The organism is Cellulomonas cellasea, assembly GCF_006538745.1.
Lineage (GTDB): Bacteria > Actinomycetota > Actinomycetes > Actinomycetales > Cellulomonadaceae > Cellulomonas_A > Cellulomonas_A cellasea.
Genome location: NZ_BJLR01000018.1, coordinates 32,445 through 55,271, shown reverse-complemented (window position 1 = coordinate 55,271; position 22,827 = coordinate 32,445). Strand labels below are relative to the sequence as shown.

Here is a 22,827-nt window from a genome sequence, read left to right as displayed (position 1 = left end):
AGCCGCGGCCGGTCCGCCGGGGCGGACCAGCCGGGCGGCTCAGCCGAAGCGGCCCGAGATGTAGTCCTCGGTGGCCTGCTCGCGCGGCGAGGAGAACATCGTCGCGGTCTGGTCGACCTCGATGAGCTTGCCCGGCGCCCCGGTCCCCGCGATGTTGAAGAACGCCGTCCGGTCGGACACGCGCGCGGCCTGCTGCATGTTGTGGGTCACGATGACGATCGTGTAGTCGTTCTTGAGCTCGGAGATGAGGTCCTCGATCGCGAGCGTCGAGATCGGGTCGAGCGCCGAGCACGGCTCGTCCATGAGGAGCACCTGCGGGCGCACGGCGATCGCGCGCGCGATGCACAGGCGCTGCTGCTGGCCGCCCGAGAGGCCCGCACCGGGCTTGTCGAGCCGGTCCTTGACCTCCTTCCAGAGGTTCGCGCCCTGCAGCGCCCTCTCGACGACGTCCTGCAGCTCGCTCTTCTTCTTCATGCCGTTCAGGCGCAGGCCCGCGGCGACGTTGTCGAAGATCGACATCGTCGGGAACGGGTTGGGGCGCTGGAACACCATGCCGATCGTGCGGCGGACCGCGACGGGGTCGACGTTCTTGTCGTACAGGTCGGCGCCGTCGAGCAGCACCTCGCCGTCGACGCGCCCGATCGGGAGCACCTCGTGCATGCGGTTGAGCGTCCGCAGGAACGTCGACTTGCCGCAGCCGGACGGGCCGATGAAGGCGGTCACGGAGCGGGCGTCGATCCCCATCGTGACCCCCTCGACCGCGCGGAAGTCCCCGTAGTAGACGTTCAGGTCCTTGACGTCGATGCGCTTGGCCACGGCCCTCAGCGCTCCTCTCGTGGCAGTGCGGCGGGGGTGACGGAGGCGGGGGCCGTCATGACTTGACCTTGCTGAAGTGGCCGATCGCGCGGCCCGCGATGTTCAGGGCCATGACGATGAGGATGAGCGTGAGCGCCGCACCCCACGTGCGCTGGACCGCGGCGTCGAGGAACTCGGTCCGGTCCTGGTTGATCATCGTCGGCAGCGACGCCATGTTGCCGTTGAACAGGTCCATGTTGATGGACTTGGTGTACGGCCCGAGGATCAGCAGCGGAGCGGTCTCGCCCATGACGCGCGCGAGCCCGAGCAGGACGCCGGTGATGATCCCGGAGAAGGCCGTCGGCAGGACGATCTTGACGATCGTCTTCCACTTGGGGACGCCGAGCGCGTAGCTGGCCTCGCGCAGCTCGTTGGGGACGAGCTTGAGCATCTCCTCGGTCGAGCGCACGATCGTCGGGACCATGAGCAGCACGAGCGACAGGCTCACGGCGAACCCGACCCGCGAGAAGCCGAACGTCGAGATCCAGAGCGCGTAGACGGTCAGCGCGGCGACGATCGACGGGATGCCCGTGAGGATGTCGACCATGAAGCTCACGGCGCGCGCGAGGCGGCCGCGGCCGTACTCGACGAGGTAGATCGCGGTGAAGACGCCGAGCGGGACCGAGATGAGCGCGGTCACGGCGGCCTGCATCACGGTGCCGGCCATCGCGTGGTACGCGCCGCCCCCGAAGTCGCGCACGGTGACCCCGCGCTGCGAGTTCGTCCACCACGTCGACTCGAGGAGCATGTGGTAGCCCTGCGAGACGACGGTCCACAGGATCCAGACGAGCGGGATCACGGCGACCAGGAACGCGAGGTGCATGACGACCGTCGCGATGCGGTCCTTGACGCGGCGCGACCCGGAGCCGCCGCCGTTCAGGGTGCGCAGCTCGTCGCCCGGCGACGCGTCGCCCGGGTCGGCTGCGGCGAGGCTCGGGGTCAGGGACGTGGCGCTCACTCGGTGAACCCCTTCCGGCGGTCGATGATGACCCGGGCGATCGCGTTGACGGCGAACGTCAGGAGGAACAGCACGAGCCCGGCGGCGATGTAGGCGCCGGTCTTCGAGGGGCTGTCGAACTCGGACGCGGCGTTGGCGATCTTCGAGGCGAACGTCTCCCCACCGAAGAACAGCGACCAGCTGAACGCGCCCGTCGTGGTCGACAGGATGATCGTCACGGCGATGGTCTCGCCGAGCGCCCGGCCGAGGCCGAGCATCGCGGCGGACACGACGCCGGGCCGGCCGAACGGGAGCACCGCGGTGCGGATCATCTCCCAGCGCGTCGCGCCGAGGGCGAGCGCGGCCTCCATGTGCCCGACGGGCGTCTGCCGGAAGACCTCGCGCGAGAGCGCGGTGATGATCGGCAGGATCATGATCGCGAGCACGATCGACGCGAGGAAGATCGTGCCGGCCTGCACGGCGGTGGGCGCGAACAGCGGGAACCAGCCGAATGCGCTCTTGAGGGCGTCCTGGAAGGGCTGCACGTACGGCATGAGCACGCGCGCGCCCCAGAGGCCGAACACGATCGACGGCACCGCGGCGAGCAGGTCCACGAGGTACGCGAACGGCTTGGCGACGCGCGGCGGGGCGTAGTGCGTGAGGTAGAGCGCGACGCCGATCGCGACCGGCACGGCGATCGCCATCGCGACCACCGACGAGATCACGGTGACCCACAGCAGCGGCGCGATGCCGAAGCGCAGGGCGTCCGGGTCGGCGACGCTCCACTCGCGCGACGTCAGGAAGCTCGCGCCGTTCGCGGCGAGCGAGGGCCACGCCTTGCTGATGAGGTACACCCCGACGATCACGACGAGCGCGACGACGACGGCGCTCGACCCCCCGGCGAGCATCTTGAAGGCACGGTCGGGCCCGCGCGACAGGCCCTGCTTCAGGCCCTCGGGGCCCGGCGGCGCGTCGGGAACGCGCGGCGTGCTGGTGGTCGTGGCCATCGGCGTCCTTCACTCGGTGGTGCTGGGCGGTGCTGGGGTCGTGCGTCGGGCTCTGCGGCGGTGCGGCCCCGAGTCGTGCGTGCCGCCGTCCCGGCCCTCCCTCGTGGGGTGGACCGGGACGACGACGACCCGTCCGGTGCTGCCGGGCCGGGTGCGGCCCGGCAGCGCGTGGAGGTCAGGTCAGGCGATGGCCTCGATCGCGGCCAGGACGTCGGTCTGCACGTCCTCCGGCAGCGGCGCGTAGCCGATCTCGACGAGGCCCTCCTGGACCTCGGGCGAGGCGAAGTGCGTGAGGAACGCCTTGACGCCGGCCGTGGCGGCCTCGTCGAGGCCCGCCGAGCAGACGATCTCGTAGGTCACGAGGACGATCGGGTAGGCGCCCTCCTCCTGCGTCGCGTAGTCGAGCTTGAGGGCGAGGTCGTTGCCCTCGCCGACGCGCTCGGCCGTGGCGACCGAGGTGGCGACCGTCTCGGCCGTGAGCTCGATCGGGCCGGAGCCGTTGTCGATCTGCGCGATGCCGAGGTCGTTGTCCTTGGCGTAGGACCACTCGACGTAGGTGATGCCACCGGCCGTCGTCTTGACGCCCTCGGACACGCCGGCCGACTTCTCGCGGCCCTCACCGACACCCGAGGACGGCCACGACTTGCCGTTGGGGTCCGTCCACACGCCGCCCGAGGCCGCGTTGAGGTACTTCGTGAAGTTGTCGGTCGTGCCCGACTCGTCGGAGCGGAAGAACACGTGGATCTCGTCGCCCGGGAGCGTCGCGCCCTCGTTCAGCGCGGCGATGGCGGGGTCGTTCCACGTCGTGATCTCGCCGCGGAAGATCTTGGCCGTCGTGGCCGCGTCGAGCACGAGCTCGTCGACGCCCTCGAGGTTGTAGGCCACCGCGATCGGGCCGGTCACCATCGGGATGTTCCACGCCGGGCCGGCCTCGCAGCGCGCCTGCGCCGCCTCGACCTCGCCCTTGTCGGCGTTGAGCGCCGAGTCCGAGCCCGCGAACTCGACCTGACCGGCCGTGAACTGCGTGATGCCCGCGCCGGAACCGGTCGGGTTGTAGTTCACGGTGATGTCGGGGCAGACCTCCTCGAACGAGGCGATGGCCTGCTCGATCGCGTTCTTCTGTGCGGACGAGCCCTCGGCGTTGAGCGTGCCGCCCTCGCCGCACTCGATGTCGCTGCCCCCCGCGGTCACAGCGGCGGAGTCCGCCGTCCCCTCGTCACCGGCGTTGTTGTCGGACCCGCAGGCCGCGAGCGCCAGAGACGAGACGAGCACGAGACCGACAAGTCCGGTCTGTCGTGCGAGCTGTCGAACCTTCACGGGAATCCCTCTCCTGATGCTTCGTCGTAGACCCACCGGACCCCGGGGGCCTCGGTGCGCCACTGACGCTAAGGAGAGGAAGTGACCGCGTGGCCCGCCGGAGGTGAACCCCCGGTGAACGGTGGTCGACGACTACCGGCCAGGCCTTGCGGCGCGGACCCTCAGGACGCTTCGTCCGTGTCCGCGATCTTGTAGCCGAGCCCGCGCACGGTCTGCAGCATCGTCGGGTTGGCCGGGTCGTCCTCGATCTTGGCCCGCACGCGCTTGACGTGCACGTCGAGCGTCTTGGTGTCGCCGACGTAGTCCGAGCCCCAGATGCGGTCGATGAGCTGGCCGCGCGTGAGCACCCGGCCGGCGTTGCGCAGCAGCAGCTCGAGCAGCTCGAACTCCTTGAGCGGGAACGCGACGAGCGCGCCGCGCACGTGCACGGTGTGCCGCTCCACGTCGAGCCGGACGGGGCCGACCTCGAGCGTGCCGTCGTCGAGGTCGTCGTCGGCCGGGGCGCTCGCGGCGGCCGGTGCGCCGCGGCGGCGCAGCACCGCGCGGACGCGCGCGAGCAGCTCGCGGAACGAGTACGGCTTCGTGACGTAGTCGTCGGCGCCGATCTCGAGCCCGACGACCTTGTCGATCTCGCCGTCCTTCGCGGTCAGCATGATGACGGGGACGTCGCTCGTGCGGCGCAGCTCGCGGCACACCTCGGTGCCCGAGAGGCCCGGGAGCATGAGGTCGAGCAGCACGAGGTCGGCGCCGCCGTCGGCGAACCGCTCGAGCGCCTCGGGGCCGGTCGCGGCGGTCACCACCTCGAAGCCCTCGCGCTCGAGCTGGTACGTGAGCGGGTCGCGGTAGGACTCCTCGTCCTCGACCAGCAGGATCCGGGTCACCGGGCGGCTCCTTCGTGCGCGGGGCCGTCCCCGCCGGCGGCGGGGGCCCGCGCGGGTGCGGGGGTGGTGGTCGCGGGGGTGGTGGTCGCGGGGGCGGGCGCCGTGGGGCTGCCGGGTGCGGGTGTGGCGGGTGCGGTCGCGCCGGGGGCCGACGACGGGGTCGGCAGCGTGCCGATCGTGCGGGCCGCGGGCGGGGTCGCGAGCAGCTGGTCCGGGACCGCGCCGACGGGCAGGCGCAGCGTGAACGTCGAGCCCTTGCCGGGCCGCGACCACACGGTGACCTCGCCGCCGTGGTCGGCCGCGACGTGCTTGACGATGCTCAGGCCGAGCCCGGTGCCGCCCGTGTCGCGCGAGCGTGCGGGGTCGACGCGGTAGAACCGCTCGAACACGCGGTCCTGCTCGTCGGACGCGATGCCGATGCCCTGGTCGACGACCGCGACCTCGACGAGCCCGTCGACCGCGCGGACCCCGATCCCGACGTGCGCGCCCTCCGGGGAGTACGCGACCGCGTTGTCGAGCAGGTTGCGCACCGCGGTCACGAGCAGGGCGTGGTCGCCGTACACCGTCAGGCCGCGCTCGCCGCCGACGTCGAGGCGGATCTGCTTGGCGCTCGCCGCGGTGCGGGCCCGGTCGACGGACTCCTCGACGACCGCGTCGACGTCGACGACCGCGATGTCCTGCAGCGCGCCCGCGACCTGGAGCCGCGAGAGCTCGATGATCTCGTGCACGAGCGCCGAGAGCCGGGCGGCCTCGCCGCGCATGCGCCCGGCGAAGCGGCGGACCGCCTCGGGGTCGTTCGCGGCGTCCTGCACGGTCTCGGCGAGCAGCGACAGCGCGCCGACCGGGGTCTTGAGCTCGTGCGAGACGTTGACGACGAAGTCGCGCCGGATCGCCTCGAGGCGCCGGGCCTGCGTGCGGTCCTCCGCGAGCACGAGCAGGTGGCGCGGGCCGACCTGCGCGACCCGGACCTGGAGCATGAGCGTGCCGGGCCCGACGGGGCCGCGCGGCAGCTCGAGCTCCTCGTCGCGGATCACCCCGGAGCGGCGCACGTCGGCGATCAGGTCGCGGATCGCGGCGTGCACGACCTGCCCCTCGCGCACCACGCCGAGCGCGTACGCGGGCGGGCTCGCCCGGACCACGCGGTCGTCGTCGTCGAGCACCACGGCGGCCGAGCGCAGCACCGCGAGCACGCGCACCAGACCCTCGTCGAGCTCGCGCTCGGGTTGCGCGGGGACGCTGTACTGCGCACGCTCGCTCCACCGGAACGCCGCCACCGCGACGACCCCGACGACGAGACCGAGCAGGCCGGCGACGATCGCCACGACACCATCAGGACCATCCACGTCTGCCAGCGTACGGTCGCCCCCGGAGCGTCCCGCACGAGGACGGCCCGTGCGGGCCGATGGCTTCCGGATGTTCACCGATGTTCATCTGGGCGCGGGGAGCCGTTCACCTCCGGGTGCGAACGTGACGGTCGCGCGCACCAGCACGCAGAGAGTAGGGACCATGCGGCAGATCTTCGAGGCCGAGCTGACCCAGCTCGGCGACGACCTCGCGGCGATGAGCCGCCTGGTCGAGCACGCCATCACCAACGCGGGGATCGCGCTGCTCACGGCAGACCTCCAGCTCGCCGAGACCGTCATCGCCGACGACGTCGCGATCGACGCCATCGAGCGCGACCTCGACGAGCGCTGCGTGCACCTCCTCGCGCAGCAGCAGCCCGTCGCGACCGACCTCCGCGTCGTCGTCTCGGCGCTGCGGATGAGCTCGACGCTCGAGCGCATGGGCGACCTGGCCCGGCACATCGCGCAGGTCGCGCGCCGCAGCTACCCCCGTGTCGCCGTCCCGAACGCGCTGTCGGGGACGTTCACCGAGATGCACGAGGCCGCGGTGCGCGTCGCGAAGCGGACGACCGCCGTGCTCACGACGCGTGACCTCGAGGTCGCGCAGAGCATCGAGCGCGACGACGACCTGCTCGACGCGCTGCACGCCGACACCTTCACCGCGCTGCTCGGCGTCGGCTGGAACGGCAACCCGCAGGAGACGGTCGACGTCACGCTGCTCGGCCGGTACTACGAGCGCTTCGGGGACCACGGGGTGTCGGTCGCGCGCCGCGTCACGTTCCTCGTCACGGGGACCTTCGAGGACACCCGCGCCGGACGCTGAACCTGCTCGACCCCCCGGGGTCGGGGCCCGTCACGAGGCGCTGGGGGCGCCGACGAGGCCCACGACCCCGGGTACGACGAACGCCGCGGTGCACCGGAGGGGTGCGCCGCGGCGTTCGTCGTCGGGGCTACTTGCCCTGGTTCGCCACCGCCGCGATGGCCGCGGCCGCTGCGTCGGGGTCCAGGTACTCGCCGCCGCGCGTCACGGGCTTGAGGGTGTCCTCGTCGAGCTCGTAGCGCAGCGGGATGCCGGTCGGGATGTTGATGCCGGCGATCGTCGCGTCGTCGACGTCGTCGAGGTACTTCACGATCGCGCGGATCGAGTTGCCGTGCGCCGCCACGAGCACCGTCTTGCCGGACTGCAGGTCGGGGACGATGTCGCTGTGCCAGTACGGCAGCGCGCGGTCGAGCACGTGCGTGAGCGCCTCGGCACGCGGGATCGGCTCACCGGCGTAGCGCGCGTCGGCGTCCTGCGAGAACTCCGAGCCGAGCTCGATGTCCGGCGGCGGGACGTCGTACGAGCGGCGCCACAGCATGAACTGGTCGTCGCCGTACTCGTCGCGGATCTGCTTCTTGTCCTTGCCCTGCAGGGCGCCGTAGTGGCGCTCGTTCAGGCGCCAGCTGCGCTTGACGGGGATCCAGTGGCGGTCGGCGGCGTCGAGCGCGAGGTTCGCGGTGGTGATCGCGCGGCGCAGGAGCGACGTGTGCACGACGTCGGGCAGCACGCCCGCGTTCGTCAGCAGCGTCCCGCCGCGCTTGGCCTCCTCGACCCCCTTCTCGGAGAGCTGGACGTCGACCCAGCCGGTGAAGAGGTTCTTGGCGTTCCACTCGCTCTCGCCGTGGCGGAGCAGCACGAGGGTGTAGGTCATGGGTTCATCCTGCCGCACCCGCGCGCGAGCGCACCGGGGACGTTCGGCCCGTGAGCAGCGTCAGGACCGCCGGCGCGCGGCCGCGAGCGCGTACACCTTGAGGACCTGCTCGGCGGCGCCGTCCCACCCGAAGCGCTCGGCGTGGCGCCGGGCACCGAGCCCGAGCGTCGCGCGCGCGGCGTCGTCCGCGAGCACCTCCTCGATCGCGTCGGCCCAGACCGCGGGGTCGTGCCCGTGCACGAGCCGGCCCGACACCCCGTCGGTCACGACCGAGCGCAGCCCGCCCACCGCGGACGCCAGGACCGGCGTGCCCGACGCCTGCGCCTCGACCGCGACGAGCCCGAACGACTCGCTGCGCGACGGCATCGCCACGACGTCGGCCGCCCGGTACCAGCGCGCCAGCTCGGCGCGCGGGACGGGCGGGCGGAACAGGACGTGGTCGGCGAGGCCGGTCGTCGCGGCGAGGGCCTGGAGCTCGCGGACCGCGGTCGGGCGACCGCTCGGGCCGCCGAGCACGACGAGCAGCGGGACGCCGCGGCCGGCGCCCGGACGCTGCGCGAGCACGCCGAGCGCGCGCACGAGCACGTCGGGCGCCTTGAGCGGCTGGACGCGGCCGGCGAACAGCACGACCTGCCGGTCGAGCGGCAGCCCGAGCGCGCGGCGGGCCTCGGCGCGTCCGTCGGGGCCGCCCGGCGCGAACAGCTCGAGGTCGACGCCCGGGGCCACGACGTGCACGCGCTCGGGGTCCGCGTCGTAGAGCGCCACGAGGTCGTCGCTCTCCTCCGCGGTGCTCGCGACGAGCGCGTCCGCCTCGGCGACGACCTGCTCCTCGCCGATGATCCGGCCCGTCGGCTCGGCGGAGTCCCCGGGCGCGAGCGACGCGTTCTTGACTCTCGCCATGGTGTGCATCGTGTGGACGAGCGGCACCTCCCAGCGGTCCGCCGCGAGCCAGCCGACCTGCCCCGAGAGCCAGTAGTGCGAGTGCACGACGTCGTACCAGCCGGGCCGGCGCGCGGCCTCCGAGCGCAGCACCCCCGCGGTCATCGCGCACAGCTGGCCGGGCAGGTCGTTCTTGTCGAGGCCCTCGAACGGGCCCGCGGGCACGTGGTGGACCAGCACGGGCGGCACGACGCCGGGCTCGACGTGCTCGGCGAGCAGCACGCGGCGGGAGTCCTCGCGCGAGAGCGCGTCGCCGCGCGCGTCGGTCCCCGGCAGCACGACCGTCTCCGGGAGGGCCGACGACGTGGCACGCGTGAAGATCTCGACGCGGGCGCCCCGGCGCGCGAGCGCGCGCGACAGCTCCGAGACGTAGACGTTCATCCCGCCCGCGTCGCCCGTGCCGGGCTGGTCGAGCGGCGACGTGTGCACCGAGAGCATCGCGACGCGCGGCAGCTCGGAGGTCACGGGCGCTCCAGGGGGCGGGTCGGGTCGGACGGAGGGCGGGCCGGTCGCGGTGCCGGGCGCTTCCAGCGTGCACCCGGGCGACCTCGGGGGCCCGCCGTGCGCCCATTGTCTCGCCTTCCGGACGCCCGGTCGTCGCCGGGGGCAACCGGGAGGGCGGGATCACCCGGGCGGACCACACGCGGACCGTCGCCGTCACGCTCGGACGACCCCGGACCGGTACGCACCCGCCGACCGGGCCCCCGGGCTCGCGCGACGGCGACCGCACACGACCCGGCAGACCACGGGCCGACCGGGCGGACCGTCCTGGACCCCCGCGGACCGCGGGGACCGCCTCAGACGACGGCGACCACGCAGGCGGGGGCCGGCAGGCGCAGGACCGTGCCCGGCTCGCTGCCCGGGGCGAACGTCACCAGGGCGCCCGCGACCTGCTCGGCGACGACCGTCCAGCCGTCGACCACGGCGTGGTGGCGCGGCCAGGCGCCCGCGCCGAGCGGCAGGTCCCGGACGGGCGTCAGCAGCCCGTCGGCTCCCACGGCGAGCTCCGCGAGCACGCCGGCCGCGCGGACGCCGACGAGCAGCCGGTCCCCGTCGAGCGTGACGTGCGAGGGCAGCACACGCGGCGCGACCCCCGTCGCCGCGTCGGCCGCCGCCGCCGTGCCGCCCGCGGGCAGGACCTGGACCGGGCGGCCGGTCGCCGTCGCGGCGTCCCACGCGAGGACGTGCACGGTGACGTCGAGCTCGCCGACGAGGTAGGCGAACCGCCCGTCGGCGGAGAAGACCAGGTGGCGCGGGCCCGTCCCGGGCGGGAGCGTCGCGGCGATGCCGTCGTCCGTGAGCCGGCCGTCGGCCTCGACGCGGTAGCGCCGGACCTCGTCGGTCCCGAGGTCGCACACGAGCACGTGCCCGGCGCCGGGCGCGAGCGCGACGAAGTGGGCGTGCGGGGACTCCTGGCGGCTCTCGTCGGGCCCCGTGCCGGTGTGGCCGAAGACCTGCGCGGGGGCACCGGACGCGAGCACCTCGGGCGCGAACCCGCCGTCCGCGTCGAGCGGCAGGACGGCGAGCGTGCCCGACGAGTAGTTCGCGACGAAGAGCGTGCGCGCGTCCGGGGAGAGCAGGAGGTGGCACGGGTCGGCGCCGCCGGACGCGACGGTCGCGAGCGGCTCGAGGCGCACCGCCTCCGGCCCGTCGGCGCCCTCGGCGTGGACCTCGAACGCCGTGACCGTGCCCTCGGACCGCTCCCCCACCGCGTACAGCACGCGCCCCGACGGGTGCACCGCGACGAACGACGGCGCGGGCGTCTCGACGACCTGCCGCGCCGCGCGGAGCCCGCCCGTCGCGACGTCGAGCGTCACGCGCCAGACGCCCTCGCCGAGCCCTGCGGGCGTGCCGGCGCCCGCGGCCGGGTACGTGCCGACCCAGAGCTCGCGCGACCCCGCGGACGGGGCGGGCGCCGGCGCGGAGCCGGTCGCCGGGGTGGTCGTGGGACGGGTGCTGGGCTGCTCGGTCACGGGAGCCGAGCGTAGGCGGTGCGCGCGGCTCGGACCCGACGCGTCCGGCGGCGTCGTCCAGCGGCGCAGTCCAGCGGCGCAGTCCAGCGGCGCAGTCCTGCACCGTCGTCCGGCACCGTCGTCCGGCGGCGGCGTCGTCCGGCGGCGCCGGCCCGACCTCAGCCCGCCCGCAGCGCCGCGAGCCGCTGGAGCCGGTACCGCGTCGTGCGCTGGAGCATCACCGGGTACACGTGGAAGGGCACCGCGAGCACGGCCGACCAGACCGCGACCCCGGGGCGCCCGAGCACGAGCCCGGCCCCCGCCAGCAGCACGGTGAGGCCGAGCAGCAGCAGGTGCGCGCCCTCCGACCGGCGCGTCCCCGCCTCGAGGGCGTCGAGCGTCGCGCGGGTGCCGTCGAACCCGCGGCCCGTGTCGACCGCTCGGTTCCAGCCCACCGCACCGAGCGCGCGCCGGAACAGCCCGACCCCGCAGCGCCGGTACCAGCGCACCTCGTCGGCACCGACCCGCACCCGGGGACGCGGCAGCCACCGCTGCGGCTCGCGCAGGACGAGCGCCGCCCAGCACAGCCCCGTCCACTGCGCGCCCCACGCGAGCACACCCGCCTCGACGACCGTCCAGGCGAGCACCAGCAGGACGACGGCCGCGAGCGTCACGGCGACGTCCACGACGGCGCGCAGCCGGGTCCGCGGAGGCATGCCCTCTTCTACCGCGCCCGCGCTGCAGACGGCGAACCGGCGCAGGGCTCGCGCTCGTCGTGCACCGCCGCCCGGACGCGACGCACCCGCGCCGACCTGACCCCGCGGGGCCGGTCGACGCGGGTGCGTCGGGAGAGCGGGAGCGCCGGTGGCTCAGCGCGAGCCGCCCGCGCGGCGCTTGTTGATGAGGTCGAACGCGACGGCGAGCAGGAGCACGAAGCCCTTGATCGCCTGCTGCACGGCCGGGTCGACCGAGAGGATCGACAGGCCCATGTTGAGCACGCCCATGATGAGCGCGCCGATGATCGCCCCGGAGATCCGGCCGACGCCGCCCGTGACCGCCGCGCCACCGATGAAGCACGCCGCGATCGCGTCGAGCTCGTAGTTCTGCCCGGCGGCCGCGACCGCCGCACCGGCGCGCGAGGTCACGACGACCGACGCGACGCCCGCGAGGAAGCCCATGTTGACGAAGATCCAGAAGTTCACGTTGCGCGTGTTGACCCCGGACAGCACCGCCGCCTGGACGTTGCCGCCGATCGCGTAGATGTGCCGGCCGAACACGGTGCGCCCCATGAGGAACGTGTACGCGAGGATCAGCGCGCCGACGATCACGAGCACGATCGGCGTCCCGCCGGCGCTCTGCGACAGCACCCAGGTGACCGCCCCGATGCCGACCGTGATGAGCACGACCTTGGTCAGGAACAGCGGCACGGCCTCGGTCTTGAGGTCGTGCTTCTTGAGCACCGAGCGCGCGCGCACCTGGCTGCCGACGAGCGCGGCGATCACGATCGCGCCGAGCACGAGCGTCACGGCGTCCGCGTTCCCCGCGAATCCGAGGAAGTTCGGGATCGAGCCGCCCGAGATGTCGATGAACGGCGCGGGGAAACCGGCGACCGTGACACCGACGAGCAGGATCGCGAAACCGCGGAAGATCAGCATCCCGGCGAGGGTGACGATGAACGCCGGGATCCCGATGTACGCGATCCAGAATCCCTGCCAGGCGCCGACCACCGCGCCGATCGCGACTCCGAGGAGCACCGCGACGAGCCACGGCAGGCCCATGTCCTTCATCATCAGCGCGACGAGCCCGCCGATGAATGCGACCTGGGAACCGACCGACAGGTCGATGTGCCCGGCGACGATCACCATGACCATGCCGATCGCGAGGATCATGACGTAGGCGTTCTGCTGGATCAGGCTCGCGACGTTGTTGGGCAGCAGCAGCTTGCCGTCGGTGAGCACCTGGAACAGCGCGACGATCACGACGAGGGCGCCGAAGATGCCGTACTGGCGCATGTTCCCGCCCATGCCCTGGAGGCGCGCGAGCGGCGAGACCCGGGCCTGCGCCGGCGTCTCGGGTGTCATGGTGGTGCTCATCGGGCGGCCCCGTCCTTCTCCATGGTCATGTAGTGCATGAGGGTCTCCTGGGTCGCGTCCTCGCGGGACACCTCACCCGTGATGCGGCCCTGCGAGAGGGCGTAGATGCGGTCGCACGTGCCGAGCAGCTCGGGGAGCTCGGAGGAGATGACGATGATCGCCTTCCCCTGGGCCGCGAGCGCGTTCATGATCGTGTAGATCTCGTACTTCGCGCCGACGTCGATCCCGCGGGTCGGCTCGTCCAGGATGAGGACGTCCGGGTCGGCGAAGATCCACTTGCTCAGGACGACCTTCTGCTGGTTGCCGCCGGAGAGCTTGCCGACGAGGGCCTCGACCGTGGGGGTCTTGACGTTGAGGTCCTTGCGGTACTGCTCGGCGATCTTCGTCTCGCCCTCACGGTCGACGACGCCGAGGCGGGCGACCTTGTCGAGCGCGGCCGACGACACGTTGCGCTTGATCGTGTCGATGAGGTTGAGGCCGTAGCGCTTGCGGTCCTCGGTCGCGTACGCGATGCCGTGCCGGATCGCCTCGCGCACCGAGCCGACGTGGATCTGCTTGCCGTCCTTGAGGATGCGGCCCGAGATGTTGGAGCCGTAGGCCCGGCCGAAGACGCTCATCGCGAGCTCGGTGCGGCCCGCGCCCATGAGGCCCGCGATGCCGACGATCTCGCCGCGGCGCACCGAGAGGTTCGCGTGGTCGACGACGACGCGGCCGTGGTCCACCGGGTGGTGCACGGTCCAGTCCTCGATGCGCAGGACCTCCTCGCCGATCACGGGCTCCCGGTCGGGGAACCGCGCGTCGAGCGAGCGCCCGACCATCGCGCGGATGATCCGCTCCTCGGAGACCGGCTCGGCGCCGTGCATCTCCATCGTCTCGATCGTGCGGCCGTCGCGGATGACGGTCGTGGTGTCGGCGATGGCGTGGATCTCGTTGAGCTTGTGGCTGATGATGATCGACGTGATGCCCTGGCCTTGGAGGCTGCGGAGCAGGTCGAGCAGGTGCGCGCTGTCGTCGTCGTTGAGCGCGGCCGTGGGCTCGTCGAGGATGAGCAGCTTGACGCGCTTGGACAGCGCCTTGGCGATCTCGACGAGCTGCTGCTTGCCGACGCCGATGTCCATGATCTTGGTGTCGGGGCTCTCGGTGAGCCCGACGCGGGCCAGCAGCTTGGCGGCCTCGGCGTTCGTGGAGTTCCAGTCGATGACGCCGCGCTTCGAGCGCTCGTTGCCGAGGAAGATGTTCTCGGCGATCGACAGGAACGGGCTCAGCGCGAGCTCCTGGTGGATGATGACGATCCCGCGCTCCTCGGAGTCACGGATGCCCTTGAACTCGCAGGGCTCGCCCTCGAAGAAGATGTCGCCCTCGTAGGTCCCGTGGGGGTACACGCCCGAGAGGACCTTCATCAGGGTCGACTTGCCGGCCCCGTTCTCCCCGCAGATCGCGTGGACCTCGCCGCGCCTGACCTCGAGGGTGACGTCCTGCAGCGCCTTGACGCCCGGGAACGTCTTGGTGATGCCCCGCATCTCGAGGATCGTGTGATCGCCTGTCATGTCTGCTCGCAGTCGTGTTCGTCGGTGGACCGCCGGACGCCCGGCGCGGTCCGGGCGGAGGCCGGTCGGGGCGGCGTGCGCCGCCCCGACCGGCCGACCGGTTCCGGGTGTCAGAGACCGAGGTCGCTGGCCTTGTAGAAGCCGGACTCCACGAGCACCGACTCCACGTCGTCCTTCGTCACGACCTGCGGGGGCAGCAGGTAGGTCGGGACGACCTTGTTGCCGTTGTCGTAGGTCTCCTCGTCGTTGACCTCGACGTCCTCACCCGTGACGATCTGGTCGACCATCTTGGCGACCTGGTCACCGAGCGTGCGGGTGTCCTTCCAGACCGACATCGACTGCTTGTCGGCGAGCATGTTCTGCACGTTGGCCTTGTCGGCGTCCTGGCCCGTGATGAGCGGCCAGTCGGTGCCCGGCGTGTAGCCGGCACCCTCGAGCGCCTGCTGGATGCCGAGCGCGAGCGAGTCGTTCGGGGAGAGCACGACGTCGACCTTGGTGCCGCCGGCGTAGAACGAGTTCAGGCGGTTCTCCATCTCGGACTGGGCGTCGTCGGAGCCCCAGCCCTGGATGCCGATGCTGGTCCACTCGTCGTTGCTCTTCGGGGCCTTGCCCGACGGCGTGACGAGCTTGCCCTCGTCGACGTACGGCTTGAGGACGTCCCACGCGCCGGAGAAGAAGAACTTGGCGTTGTTGTCGTCCGGCGAGCCGGCGAACGGCTCGAGGTTGAACGGGCCCGCCTCGGTCTCGAGGCCGAGCTGCTCGACGATGAACTCGCCCTGGAGCTTGCCGACCTCGTAGTTGTCGAACGTCGCGTAGTAGTCGACGTCGTCGGTGCCGTTGATCAGGCGGTCGTAGGCGATGACCGCGATGTCCTTCTCCTTCGCCTGCGCGAGCACCGGGCCGAGCGCGGTGCCGTCGATCGAGGCGACGACGAGGACCTCAGGGTCCTGGTTGATCATGTTCTGGAGCTGCGTGATCTGCTGGTCGACCTGGTTGTCGGCGTACTGCAGCGTCGTCTCGTAGCCCGCCTCCTGGAGGAGCTCCTCGAGGTGCGCGCCGTCCTTGTTCCAGCGCTCGAGGCTCTTCGTCGGCATCGCGATGCCGATGAGGCCGCCCTCGGCAGCGGCGGCGCCGTCGCCCTCGGGGGTCTCGGCGGCACGCTCCTGGCTGCACGCCGCGAGGCCGCCGACGAGGAGTGCCGCGCCGGCGAACGCCGCGACGACCTTGGTGGTTCTGAGAGACATCGTTGTCGACCCTTCGTCCGACCGCCGGACTGCCCGGCGGTGAGGTGACGCGTCCTCGCGTCGGGTTCGGGGTACCCCGTGACGACCTGCGGTCGCCGTCAGGCACCCTCGCCTGATGTGCACTCGGGTCGGCCGACCCGAGTTTGTTGTCGCGATGAATTTAGGATGTGGACCCATCCTGCGCAAGGACAGTACAACTGTTGAAGGTCACGATTGCACAACGGCCCGATCACATCCCGGTGACGATGCCCGGATCTCTCGATGTGAGCGGTCACATGGACGAATCGGGCACCCGGCTGCCGCACCGCGTCACCCGGACGAGCGAGGGGCCGCGGCCGGCGGCCGTCACCCTCCTGCGCGGGCGAGGGTGTCCTGCCCCGTGCCGGACCAGCCGATCGGGTCCGCGGCGACCGCGCGCAGCACCGCGAGGGCGCCCCCGGTCATCGCCGGGTACTCCCCCGCCCGGGCCTCGCTCAGCTCCACGGGTGACCACCCCCCGAAGATGACACAGCGGTCGAGCTGCTCCGCGACCGCGTCGCGCACGTGCGGGTAGATCTGCCCGAACGTGCCGCCGAGGACGACGAGCCCGACGTCGACGACGTTGACGACGTTCGCGAGCGCGACGCCGAGGGCCGTGCCGCCGCGGCGCAGCGAGTCGAGCGCCGCCCGGTCGCCCGCGTCGGCCGCCGCGACGAGGTCCGCGAGCGGCGCGCCCGACTCGAGGCCCGCGCCGCGCACGAGCGCGTCGAGCCCGGCGTACTCCTCGAGCGTGCCGCGACCCGGGCCGAACGGGTCGAGCACGGTGTGCCCGAGCTCGCCGCTCCACCCGTGCCGCCCGAGGAAGATCTCGCCGTCGAGGACGATCGCCCCGCCGATGCCCACCTCGCCCGAGACGTACACGAAGCTCGGGCGGCCCGCCGACCTGCGCGCATGCGCCTCAGCGCGCGCGGCGAGGTTCGCCTCGTTGGCCAGGCGCGGCGGGAAGCCCGCGAGCACCGGGTGGGTCGTGAGGTGCGCGACGACGTCGACGTCCCGCCACCCGAGGTTCGGCGCGACGCGCAGGGGGCCGGTCACGCGGTCGACCAGCCCGGGCAGCGCGAGCGCGGTGCCGGCGACCCGGACGCCGTCGGCGCTGAGGTTCGCCGCGACCCGGCCCGCCATCTGGGCCAGGCGGTCGAGCACCGCCTCGGGCCGGCTCCCGCGTAGGTCGCCGAGCTCGACGCGCTCGGTCAGCACGCGGCCCGCGAGGTCGAGCGCGCGCACCCCGACGTAGTCGACGTTGACCTCCATCCCGAGCGCCGCGACCGTGCCCCGCGCCGGTGCGAGCGGGACCGCCGGGCGGCCGGCGCGCTGGGACGCGAGCGGCTCGAGCTCGACGACGAGCTGCGCCTCGATGAGCTGGTCGACGAGACCCGAGACGGTCGCGCGCGCCAGGCCCGTCGCGGACGCGATGTCGGCGCGCGAGAGCGGGGCGTGCGCGTCGAGGACGTGCTGGAGCGTGAGGCTCAGGTTGTGCTCGCGCAGCGAGGCCTGACCCGCGGCCCGGCGCGGTGCACGCACGCGCGTCGCGGAGGGCCGGCCGGCGGCCGAGAGCGCCCCGGCGCCCCGGGCCCGGCGGACGACCGGTGCACCCGCGGACGCGGCGGCCGACGCGCGGGACGGCGCGGCGGCATCGCTTCGATCGGGGGCCATGACTTGACCCTAGCCGCTCGCGCGCATAAGTTCACTCGTACAACAAATTCCCCCGGCTCTCGTGGAGGAGAACCCGATGGCGCCCAAGGCCACCCCCGCAGACAAGTTCTCGTTCGGTCTCTGGACCGTCGGGTGGGAGGCGCGCGACCAGTTCGGCGACGCGACCCGCCCGTGGCTCGACCCGGTCGAGTCCGTGCACCAGCTCGCCAAGCTCGGCGTCGCGCACGTGACGTTCCACGACGACGACGTCGTCCCGTTCGGCTCCGACGCGAAGACCCGCGACGAGATCCTCGCCCGCTTCAAGGGCGCGCTCGACGAGACCGGCATCACCGTCGAGATGGTCACGACGAACACGTTCACGCACCCGATGTTCAAGGACGGCGCGTTCACCTCGAACGACCGCCGCGTGCGCCGCTACGCGCTGCGCAAGATCGTCCGCAACGTCGACCTCGCCGCCGAGCTCGGCGCCGACACCTTCGTCATGTGGGGCGGGCGCGAGGGCGCGGAGTACGACTCCGCGAAGGACCTCAACGCCGCGCACGACCGCTACGCCGAGGGCATCGACACCGTCGCCGCGTACATCAAGGAGAAGGGCTACGGGCTCAAGATCGCCATCGAGCCCAAGCCCAACGAGCCCCGCGGCGACATCATCCTCCCGACGATCGGGCACGCGCTCGGCTTCATCGCCAAGCTCGAGCACGGCGACATCGTCGGCCTCAACCCGGAGACGGGCCACGAGCAGATGGCCGGCCTCAACTACACGTCGGGCATCGCCCAGGCGCTGTGGGCGGGCAAGCTGTTCCACATCGACCTGAACGGCCAGCGGTCCATCAAGTACGACCAGGACCTCGTCTTCGGTCACGGCGACCTGTTCTCCGCCTTCGCCACGGTCGACCTCGTCGAGAACGGCTTCCCGAGCGGCGGCCCGCGCTACGACGGCCCCCGCCACTTCGACTACAAGCCCTCGCGCACCGAGAGCATGGAGGGTGTCTGGGCGTCCGCCGAGGCGAACATCCGCACCTACCTGCTGCTCAAGGAGCGTGCGCTCGCGTTCCGTGCGGACCCCGAGGTCCAGGCGGCGCTCGAGGCGTCCGGCGTGCTCGAGCTGGCGCAGCCCACGCTCGGCGAGGGCGAGACCCTGGCCGACCTCCTGGCGGACCGCTCCGCGTACGAGGACCTCGACGTCGACGCCGTCGCGGCGCGCGGCTTCGACTTCGTGCACCTCAACCAGCTCGCGCTCGAGCACGCCATCGGCGCGCGCTGACCGCTGCTGACCGGCCCAGCACGACTGCACGACCGCACGACCCGAGAAATCCCGGCCGGGCCCGGCGACCGCACCCCGCGGACGCCGGGCCCGGCTCCTCGCACGAAGGGCACACGCACATGACGCTCGTCGCCGGGGTGGACTCCTCCACCCAGTCCTGCAAGGTCGTCGTCCGCGACGCGCAGACGGGGGCGCTCGTCCGCTCCGGGCGCGCCTCGCACCCCGACGGCACCGAGATCGACCCCGCCCGCTGGTGGGACGCGCTCCAGGCCGCGATCGCGGACGCGGGCGGGCTCGACGACGTCGACGCGATCGCCGTCGGCGGTCAGCAGCACGGCATGGTCGCGCTCGACGCCGACGGGAACGTGGTCCGCGACGCGCTGCTGTGGAACGACACGCGCTCGGCGCAGGCCGCCCTCGACCTCATCGGCGAGCTCGACGGCACGCCGCGCGACGGCGCCGTCGGTGCGTCCGAGGGAGCCCCGCTGCTGGACGGTGCCACCGCGTGGGCGCAGGCGACCGGCTCGGTGCCCGTCGCCTCGCTGACCGTGACCAAGCTGCGCTGGCTGCGCGACGCCGAGCCGGAGAACGCCGCGCGCGTCGCCGCCGTCGCCCTCCCCCACGACTGGCTCACGTGGCGCCTCGCGGGCCACGGGCCGGGCACCGGCCGCACCGGGCTCGAGGCGCTCACGACCGACCGCTCCGACGCCTCCGGCACGGGCTACTGGTCCCCGTTCACCGACGACTACCGCCGCGACCTCCTCGAGCTCGCGCTCGGCCACGACGCGGTGCTGCCGCGCGTGGTGCGCCCCGGCGAGCCCGCCGGGACCTCGGCGGTCGGTGCGCGCGGCCCGCTGCTCGGCGCCGGTGCGGGCGACAACGCCGCCGCCGCGCTCGGCCTCGGTCTCGTGCCCGGTGACGTCGCCATCTCGATCGGCACGTCCGGCGTCGTCTCGGCGATCGCCTCCGCGCCGAGCGCCGACGGCTCGGGCCTCGTGACCGGCTTCGCCGACGCGACCGGCGCGTTCCTGCCGCTCGCCTGCACGCTCAACGCCTCGCGCGTCCTGGACGCCGCCGCGCGCATGCTGGGGGTCGACCACGCGGGGCTCTCCGAGCTCGCCCTCGCGGCACCCGCGGGCGCCGACGGCCTCGTGCTCGTGCCGTACCTCGAGGGCGAGCGCACGCCGAACAAGCCCGACGCCACGGGCGCGCTGCACGGCATCCGGCTCGCCAACACGACCCCGGCGCACCTCGCGCGCGCGGCCGTCGAGGGCATGCTGTGCGCCCTCGCGGACGGCCTCGACGCGCTGCGGGCGCAGGGCGTGCAGGTCGAGCGCGTGTTCCTCATCGGCGGCGGCGCGCAGTCCCAGGCGGTGCGCGAGATCGCCCCGAGCGTCCTCGGGCTCGACGTGACCGTCCCCACCCCCGGCGAGTACGTGGCCGACGGTGCCGCGCGTCAGGCGGCCTGGGTGCTCTCGGGCGAGCCGACGCCGCCCGCGTGGACCGGTGCCGGCGAGTCGACCGTCTACCGCGCCGAGCCCGCGCCGCGCGTGCGGGAGCAGTACGCGGCCGTTCGCGAGCTCACCGGGACCCGTCCCGCCTGAGCCGACCGACGCGCGTCCGCCCGGTGCGGGGCGGCGCGCGTCCCGCCCGGCCCGGGTGCCCTCCCACCCGGCCCGGACGCACGAGTGCCCGGCACCCATGGGGTGGTGCCGGGCACTCGTCGTTCTTCGGTGCACCGCGGGCGACCGCGGCAGGGTCGAGCTGGGGTCAGTGCGCAGCCTCGTAGGCGGCCTTGACGTCCGCCGAGATGCGGCCGCGCTCGGAGACCGGGTGGCCGTTGGCCTTCGCCCAGTCGCGGATCGCACCGGCGTCGCCGCTCGAGGACGAGCCCGACGAGCGACGCGTGCTGCTGCGCCCGCTGCGACCGGCCGACGAGGACGCCCGGCCGCCCGTCTTGCGCGCGTGGCCCACCCACGTCGCGAGCGACTCGCGCAGCTCGTTCGCGTGCTCCGACGTCAGGTCGATCTCGTAGGACACTCCGTCGATCGAGAAAGAGACGGTCTCGTCGGCGGTGCCGCCGTCAATGTCGTCGACGAGCAGGACCTGGACCTTCTGGGCCATTGTTCTTCTCCTGGTGCGAGGGGGGATTCTCACGGGGTGTTGAACGCAGCATCGCACCATTCGAAAGTTGCGTCAAAGGGAAGCCGCGTGCACCAGAAGGATCGCTGCGCCCGCACCAACAGACCGGTGTATCAGCTATCTGATTCAGACCGAGCAGATTTGGCCTTCGCGGCGCGCTCCGCATCCTGCGCGTCCATGCGCGCCAATGCCGCACGTTCCGTGCGGTCGGCATTCACGAGCGCCCGCATCACATACCAGAAGATCGCGCCGACGCCCAGCGAGGGCAGCAGCGCGGCGAGGGCGAGAAGGAAGCCGTTCATCGCGACAAGTCTACGCCCGGCGATCTCGCCGGACGCCCGACGGCAATTCCTCAGGCCTGCGGCTTCACGAGCGGGAACAGGATCGTCTCGCGGACGCCGAGCCCGGTCAGCGCCATGAGCAGGCGGTCCACGCCCATCCCCATCCCGCCGGCCGGCGGCATCGCGTACTCGACGGCGGTGAGAAAGTCCTCATCGAGCTGCATGGCCTCGTCGTCGCCCGCGGCCGCGAGCAGGGCCTGCGCCTCGAAACGCTGGCGCTGGATCACCGGGTCGACGAGCTCGGAGTAGGCGGTCGCGAGCTCGAAGCCGCGCACGTACAGGTCCCACTTCTCGACGAGCCCGCGCTTCGTGCGGTGGTCGCGCGTGAGCGGGCTCGTCTCGACCGGGAAGTCGCGCACGAACGTCGGCGCCCACAGGTCGTTGCCGACGTGGTGCTCCCACAGCTCCTCGACGAGCTTGCCGTGGTTCTGCCGGCGGGGGTCGATCTGGATGTCGAACTTCTCCACGAGCGTCGTGAGCCGCTCGTCGGGGGTGTCGTGCGTGATCTCCTCGCCGAGCGCCTCCGAGAGCGATTCGTACATCGACAGCTGCGTCCACTGCCCGCCGAGGTCGTAGTCCTCGCCGTTCGGGAGGATCACGACCGTGCCGCCGAGGGCGTCGTTCGCGGCGGTCTGCACGAGGTCCTGCGTGAGCGTCGCCATCGTGTCGTAGTCGCCGTAGGCCTCGTACGCCTCGAGCATCGCGAACTCGGGCGAGTGCGTGGAGTCGGCACCCTCGTTGCGGAAGTTCCGGTTGATCTCGAAGACGCGCTCGATCCCGCCGACGACCGCGCGCTTGAGGAACAGCTCGGGAGCGATCCGCAGGTACAGCTCGATGTCGAACGCGTTCATGTGCGTGACGAACGGGCGGGCTGCGGCGCCGCCGGCCTGCGTCTGCAGCATCGGCGTCTCGATCTCGAGGAACTCGCGCCCGTGCAGGTTGTCGCGCAGCGAGCGCACGACGGCGGCGCGCAGCCGGGCGGCGTCGCGCGCGGCCGGGCGGGCGATGAGGTCGACGTAGCGCTGACGGACGCGGGCCTCCTCCGAGAGGTCCTTGTGCAGCACCGGGAGCGGGCGCAGCGCCTTGGCCGCGATCTGCCAGTCGTCCGCGAACACCGAGAGCTCGCCGCGGCGCGAGGAGATGACGCGCCCGTGCACGAACAGGTGGTCCCCGAGGTCGACGAGCGCCTTGAAGCGGCCCAGCGACTCCTCGCCCACCTCGGCGAGGCTCAGCATGACCTGCAGGCGGGTGCCCTCGCCGTCCTGCAGCGTCGCGAAGCACAGCTTGCCGGTGTTGCGCAGGAACACCACGCGCGCGGCGACGCCCACGACGTCGTCGGTCTCGGTGCCCGGCTCGAGGTCGGGGTGCGCCGCACGGACCTGCGCGAGGGTGTGGGTGCGCGGGACCGAGACGGGGTACGCCTCGCCCTCGGCGAGCAGGCGCTCACGCTTCTCGCGGCGGACCCGCATCTGCTCGGGGAGGTCCTCGGTCTGCTCGTCGTCCGCCCCGGCGGGCACGCTCTCGGTCACCGGACGATCCTACCGACCGGCGCGCCCGCTCCCGGCGCCCGGGGGTCCGGGCG

20 protein-coding genes are annotated in these 22,827 nt (G+C 72.8%); 3 read left to right on the top strand and 17 right to left on the bottom strand.

The genetic code is table 11. The annotated features are described in order from the left end of the window. Positions 1-39: 39 nt before the first annotated feature. From pstB to CCE01nite_RS10385, 6 genes are all read right to left on the bottom strand, one after another. Positions 40-816: a phosphate ABC transporter ATP-binding protein PstB gene (pstB, locus tag CCE01nite_RS10410; RefSeq protein ID WP_034628862.1), complete on the bottom strand. Its 777-nt coding sequence runs from the start codon at positions 814-816 to the stop codon at positions 40-42. Between the two features lie 55 nt (positions 817-871). Beyond that, positions 872-1,813, bottom strand: coding sequence for a phosphate ABC transporter permease PstA (gene pstA / locus CCE01nite_RS10405; protein WP_084142625.1), 942 nt, complete (start codon positions 1,811-1,813; stop codon positions 872-874). After that, entirely contained in the window at positions 1,810-2,799 is a 990-nt protein-coding gene (gene pstC, locus CCE01nite_RS10400; RefSeq protein ID WP_034628863.1) for a phosphate ABC transporter permease subunit PstC, read from the bottom strand. Before pstC ends, pstA begins: the two co-directional genes overlap by 4 nt. Positions 2,800-2,979: 180 nt before the next feature. After that, on the bottom strand, positions 2,980-4,116 hold the full coding sequence (gene pstS, locus CCE01nite_RS10395; protein ID WP_034628864.1) for a phosphate ABC transporter substrate-binding protein PstS: 1,137 nt from the start codon (positions 4,114-4,116) through the stop codon (positions 2,980-2,982). 161 nt (positions 4,117-4,277) lie between these two features. After that, positions 4,278-4,997, bottom strand: coding sequence for a response regulator transcription factor (locus CCE01nite_RS10390; RefSeq protein WP_034628865.1), 720 nt, complete (start codon positions 4,995-4,997; stop codon positions 4,278-4,280). Further along, positions 4,994-6,340 carry a sensor histidine kinase gene (locus CCE01nite_RS10385; RefSeq protein WP_084142626.1) on the bottom strand — a complete coding sequence of 449 codons (1,347 nt, stop codon included), beginning with the start codon at positions 6,338-6,340 and terminating at the stop codon, positions 4,994-4,996. The genes CCE01nite_RS10390 and CCE01nite_RS10385 overlap by 4 nt, the downstream gene beginning before the upstream one ends. A 163-nt stretch (positions 6,341-6,503) precedes the next feature. On the opposite strand from CCE01nite_RS10385, the gene phoU reads away from it, so the two are divergent. Continuing rightward, a complete protein-coding gene (gene phoU, locus CCE01nite_RS10380) occupies positions 6,504-7,163 on the top strand; it encodes a phosphate signaling complex protein PhoU (RefSeq protein ID WP_034628866.1) in 660 nt (219 codons plus the stop codon). Positions 7,164-7,290: 127 nt separating this feature from the next. On the opposite strand, the gene CCE01nite_RS10375 is transcribed toward phoU, so the two are convergent. The 8 genes from CCE01nite_RS10375 to CCE01nite_RS10340 form a co-directional block, all read right to left on the bottom strand. Continuing rightward, positions 7,291-8,031, bottom strand: a complete 741-nt coding sequence (locus tag CCE01nite_RS10375) for a phosphoglyceromutase (protein ID WP_034628867.1) — start codon at positions 8,029-8,031, stop codon at positions 7,291-7,293. 60 nt (positions 8,032-8,091) lie between these two features. Continuing rightward, positions 8,092-9,408, bottom strand: a complete 1,317-nt coding sequence (mshA, locus tag CCE01nite_RS10370; protein WP_034628906.1) for a D-inositol-3-phosphate glycosyltransferase — start codon at positions 9,406-9,408, stop codon at positions 8,092-8,094. Between the two features lie 359 nt (positions 9,409-9,767). Beyond that, positions 9,768-10,943, bottom strand: a complete 1,176-nt coding sequence (locus CCE01nite_RS10365; RefSeq protein ID WP_084142627.1) for a lactonase family protein — start codon at positions 10,941-10,943, stop codon at positions 9,768-9,770. Between the two features lie 158 nt (positions 10,944-11,101). Beyond that, complete coding sequence (locus CCE01nite_RS10360; protein WP_034628868.1) at positions 11,102-11,638, bottom strand: glycosyl-4,4'-diaponeurosporenoate acyltransferase CrtO family protein; 537 nt, start codon at positions 11,636-11,638, stop codon at positions 11,102-11,104. 153 nt (positions 11,639-11,791) lie between these two features. After that, complete coding sequence (mmsB, locus tag CCE01nite_RS10355) at positions 11,792-13,015, bottom strand: multiple monosaccharide ABC transporter permease (RefSeq protein ID WP_034628871.1); 1,224 nt, start codon at positions 13,013-13,015, stop codon at positions 11,792-11,794. Next, positions 13,012-14,562, bottom strand: coding sequence for a multiple monosaccharide ABC transporter ATP-binding protein (mmsA, locus tag CCE01nite_RS10350; protein ID WP_034628873.1), 1,551 nt, complete (start codon positions 14,560-14,562; stop codon positions 13,012-13,014). Before mmsA ends, mmsB begins: the two co-directional genes overlap by 4 nt. A 110-nt stretch (positions 14,563-14,672) precedes the next feature. Then, positions 14,673-15,806 (bottom strand): multiple monosaccharide ABC transporter substrate-binding protein, encoded by a 1,134-nt coding sequence (chvE, locus tag CCE01nite_RS10345; protein WP_034628875.1) that lies wholly within the window; start codon positions 15,804-15,806, stop codon positions 14,673-14,675. A gap of 345 nt (positions 15,807-16,151) precedes the next feature. Continuing rightward, positions 16,152-17,498 carry an ROK family transcriptional regulator gene (locus CCE01nite_RS10340; RefSeq protein ID WP_169744013.1) on the bottom strand — a complete coding sequence of 449 codons (1,347 nt, stop codon included), beginning with the start codon at positions 17,496-17,498 and terminating at the stop codon, positions 16,152-16,154. A gap of 76 nt (positions 17,499-17,574) precedes the next feature. Between CCE01nite_RS10340 and xylA the strand changes: the two genes are divergently transcribed. Together xylA and CCE01nite_RS10330 are read left to right on the top strand one after the other, a co-directional pair. Further along, the gene (xylA, locus tag CCE01nite_RS10335) at positions 17,575-18,762 is read left to right on the top strand and encodes a xylose isomerase (protein ID WP_034628877.1); all 1,188 of its coding nucleotides are present in this window, start codon (positions 17,575-17,577) and stop codon (positions 18,760-18,762) included. 119 nt (positions 18,763-18,881) lie between these two features. Next, positions 18,882-20,366 (top strand): xylulokinase, encoded by a 1,485-nt coding sequence (locus CCE01nite_RS10330; protein WP_034628880.1) that lies wholly within the window; start codon positions 18,882-18,884, stop codon positions 20,364-20,366. 166 nt (positions 20,367-20,532) lie between these two features. On the opposite strand, the gene CCE01nite_RS10325 is transcribed toward CCE01nite_RS10330, so the two are convergent. The 3 genes from CCE01nite_RS10325 to lysS all read right to left on the bottom strand — a co-directional run bounded on the left by CCE01nite_RS10325 (position 20,533) and on the right by lysS (position 22,714). Continuing rightward, positions 20,533-20,886 (bottom strand): histone-like nucleoid-structuring protein Lsr2, encoded by a 354-nt coding sequence (locus tag CCE01nite_RS10325; protein ID WP_034628881.1) that lies wholly within the window; start codon positions 20,884-20,886, stop codon positions 20,533-20,535. Positions 20,887-21,017: 131 nt separating this feature from the next. After that, entirely contained in the window at positions 21,018-21,206 is a 189-nt protein-coding gene (locus CCE01nite_RS10320; protein ID WP_034628885.1) for a hypothetical protein, read from the bottom strand. Positions 21,207-21,256: 50 nt separating this feature from the next. After that, the gene (gene lysS, locus CCE01nite_RS10315; protein WP_084142628.1) at positions 21,257-22,714 is read right to left on the bottom strand and encodes a lysine--tRNA ligase; all 1,458 of its coding nucleotides are present in this window, start codon (positions 22,712-22,714) and stop codon (positions 21,257-21,259) included. Positions 22,715-22,827: the final 113 nt, after the last annotated feature.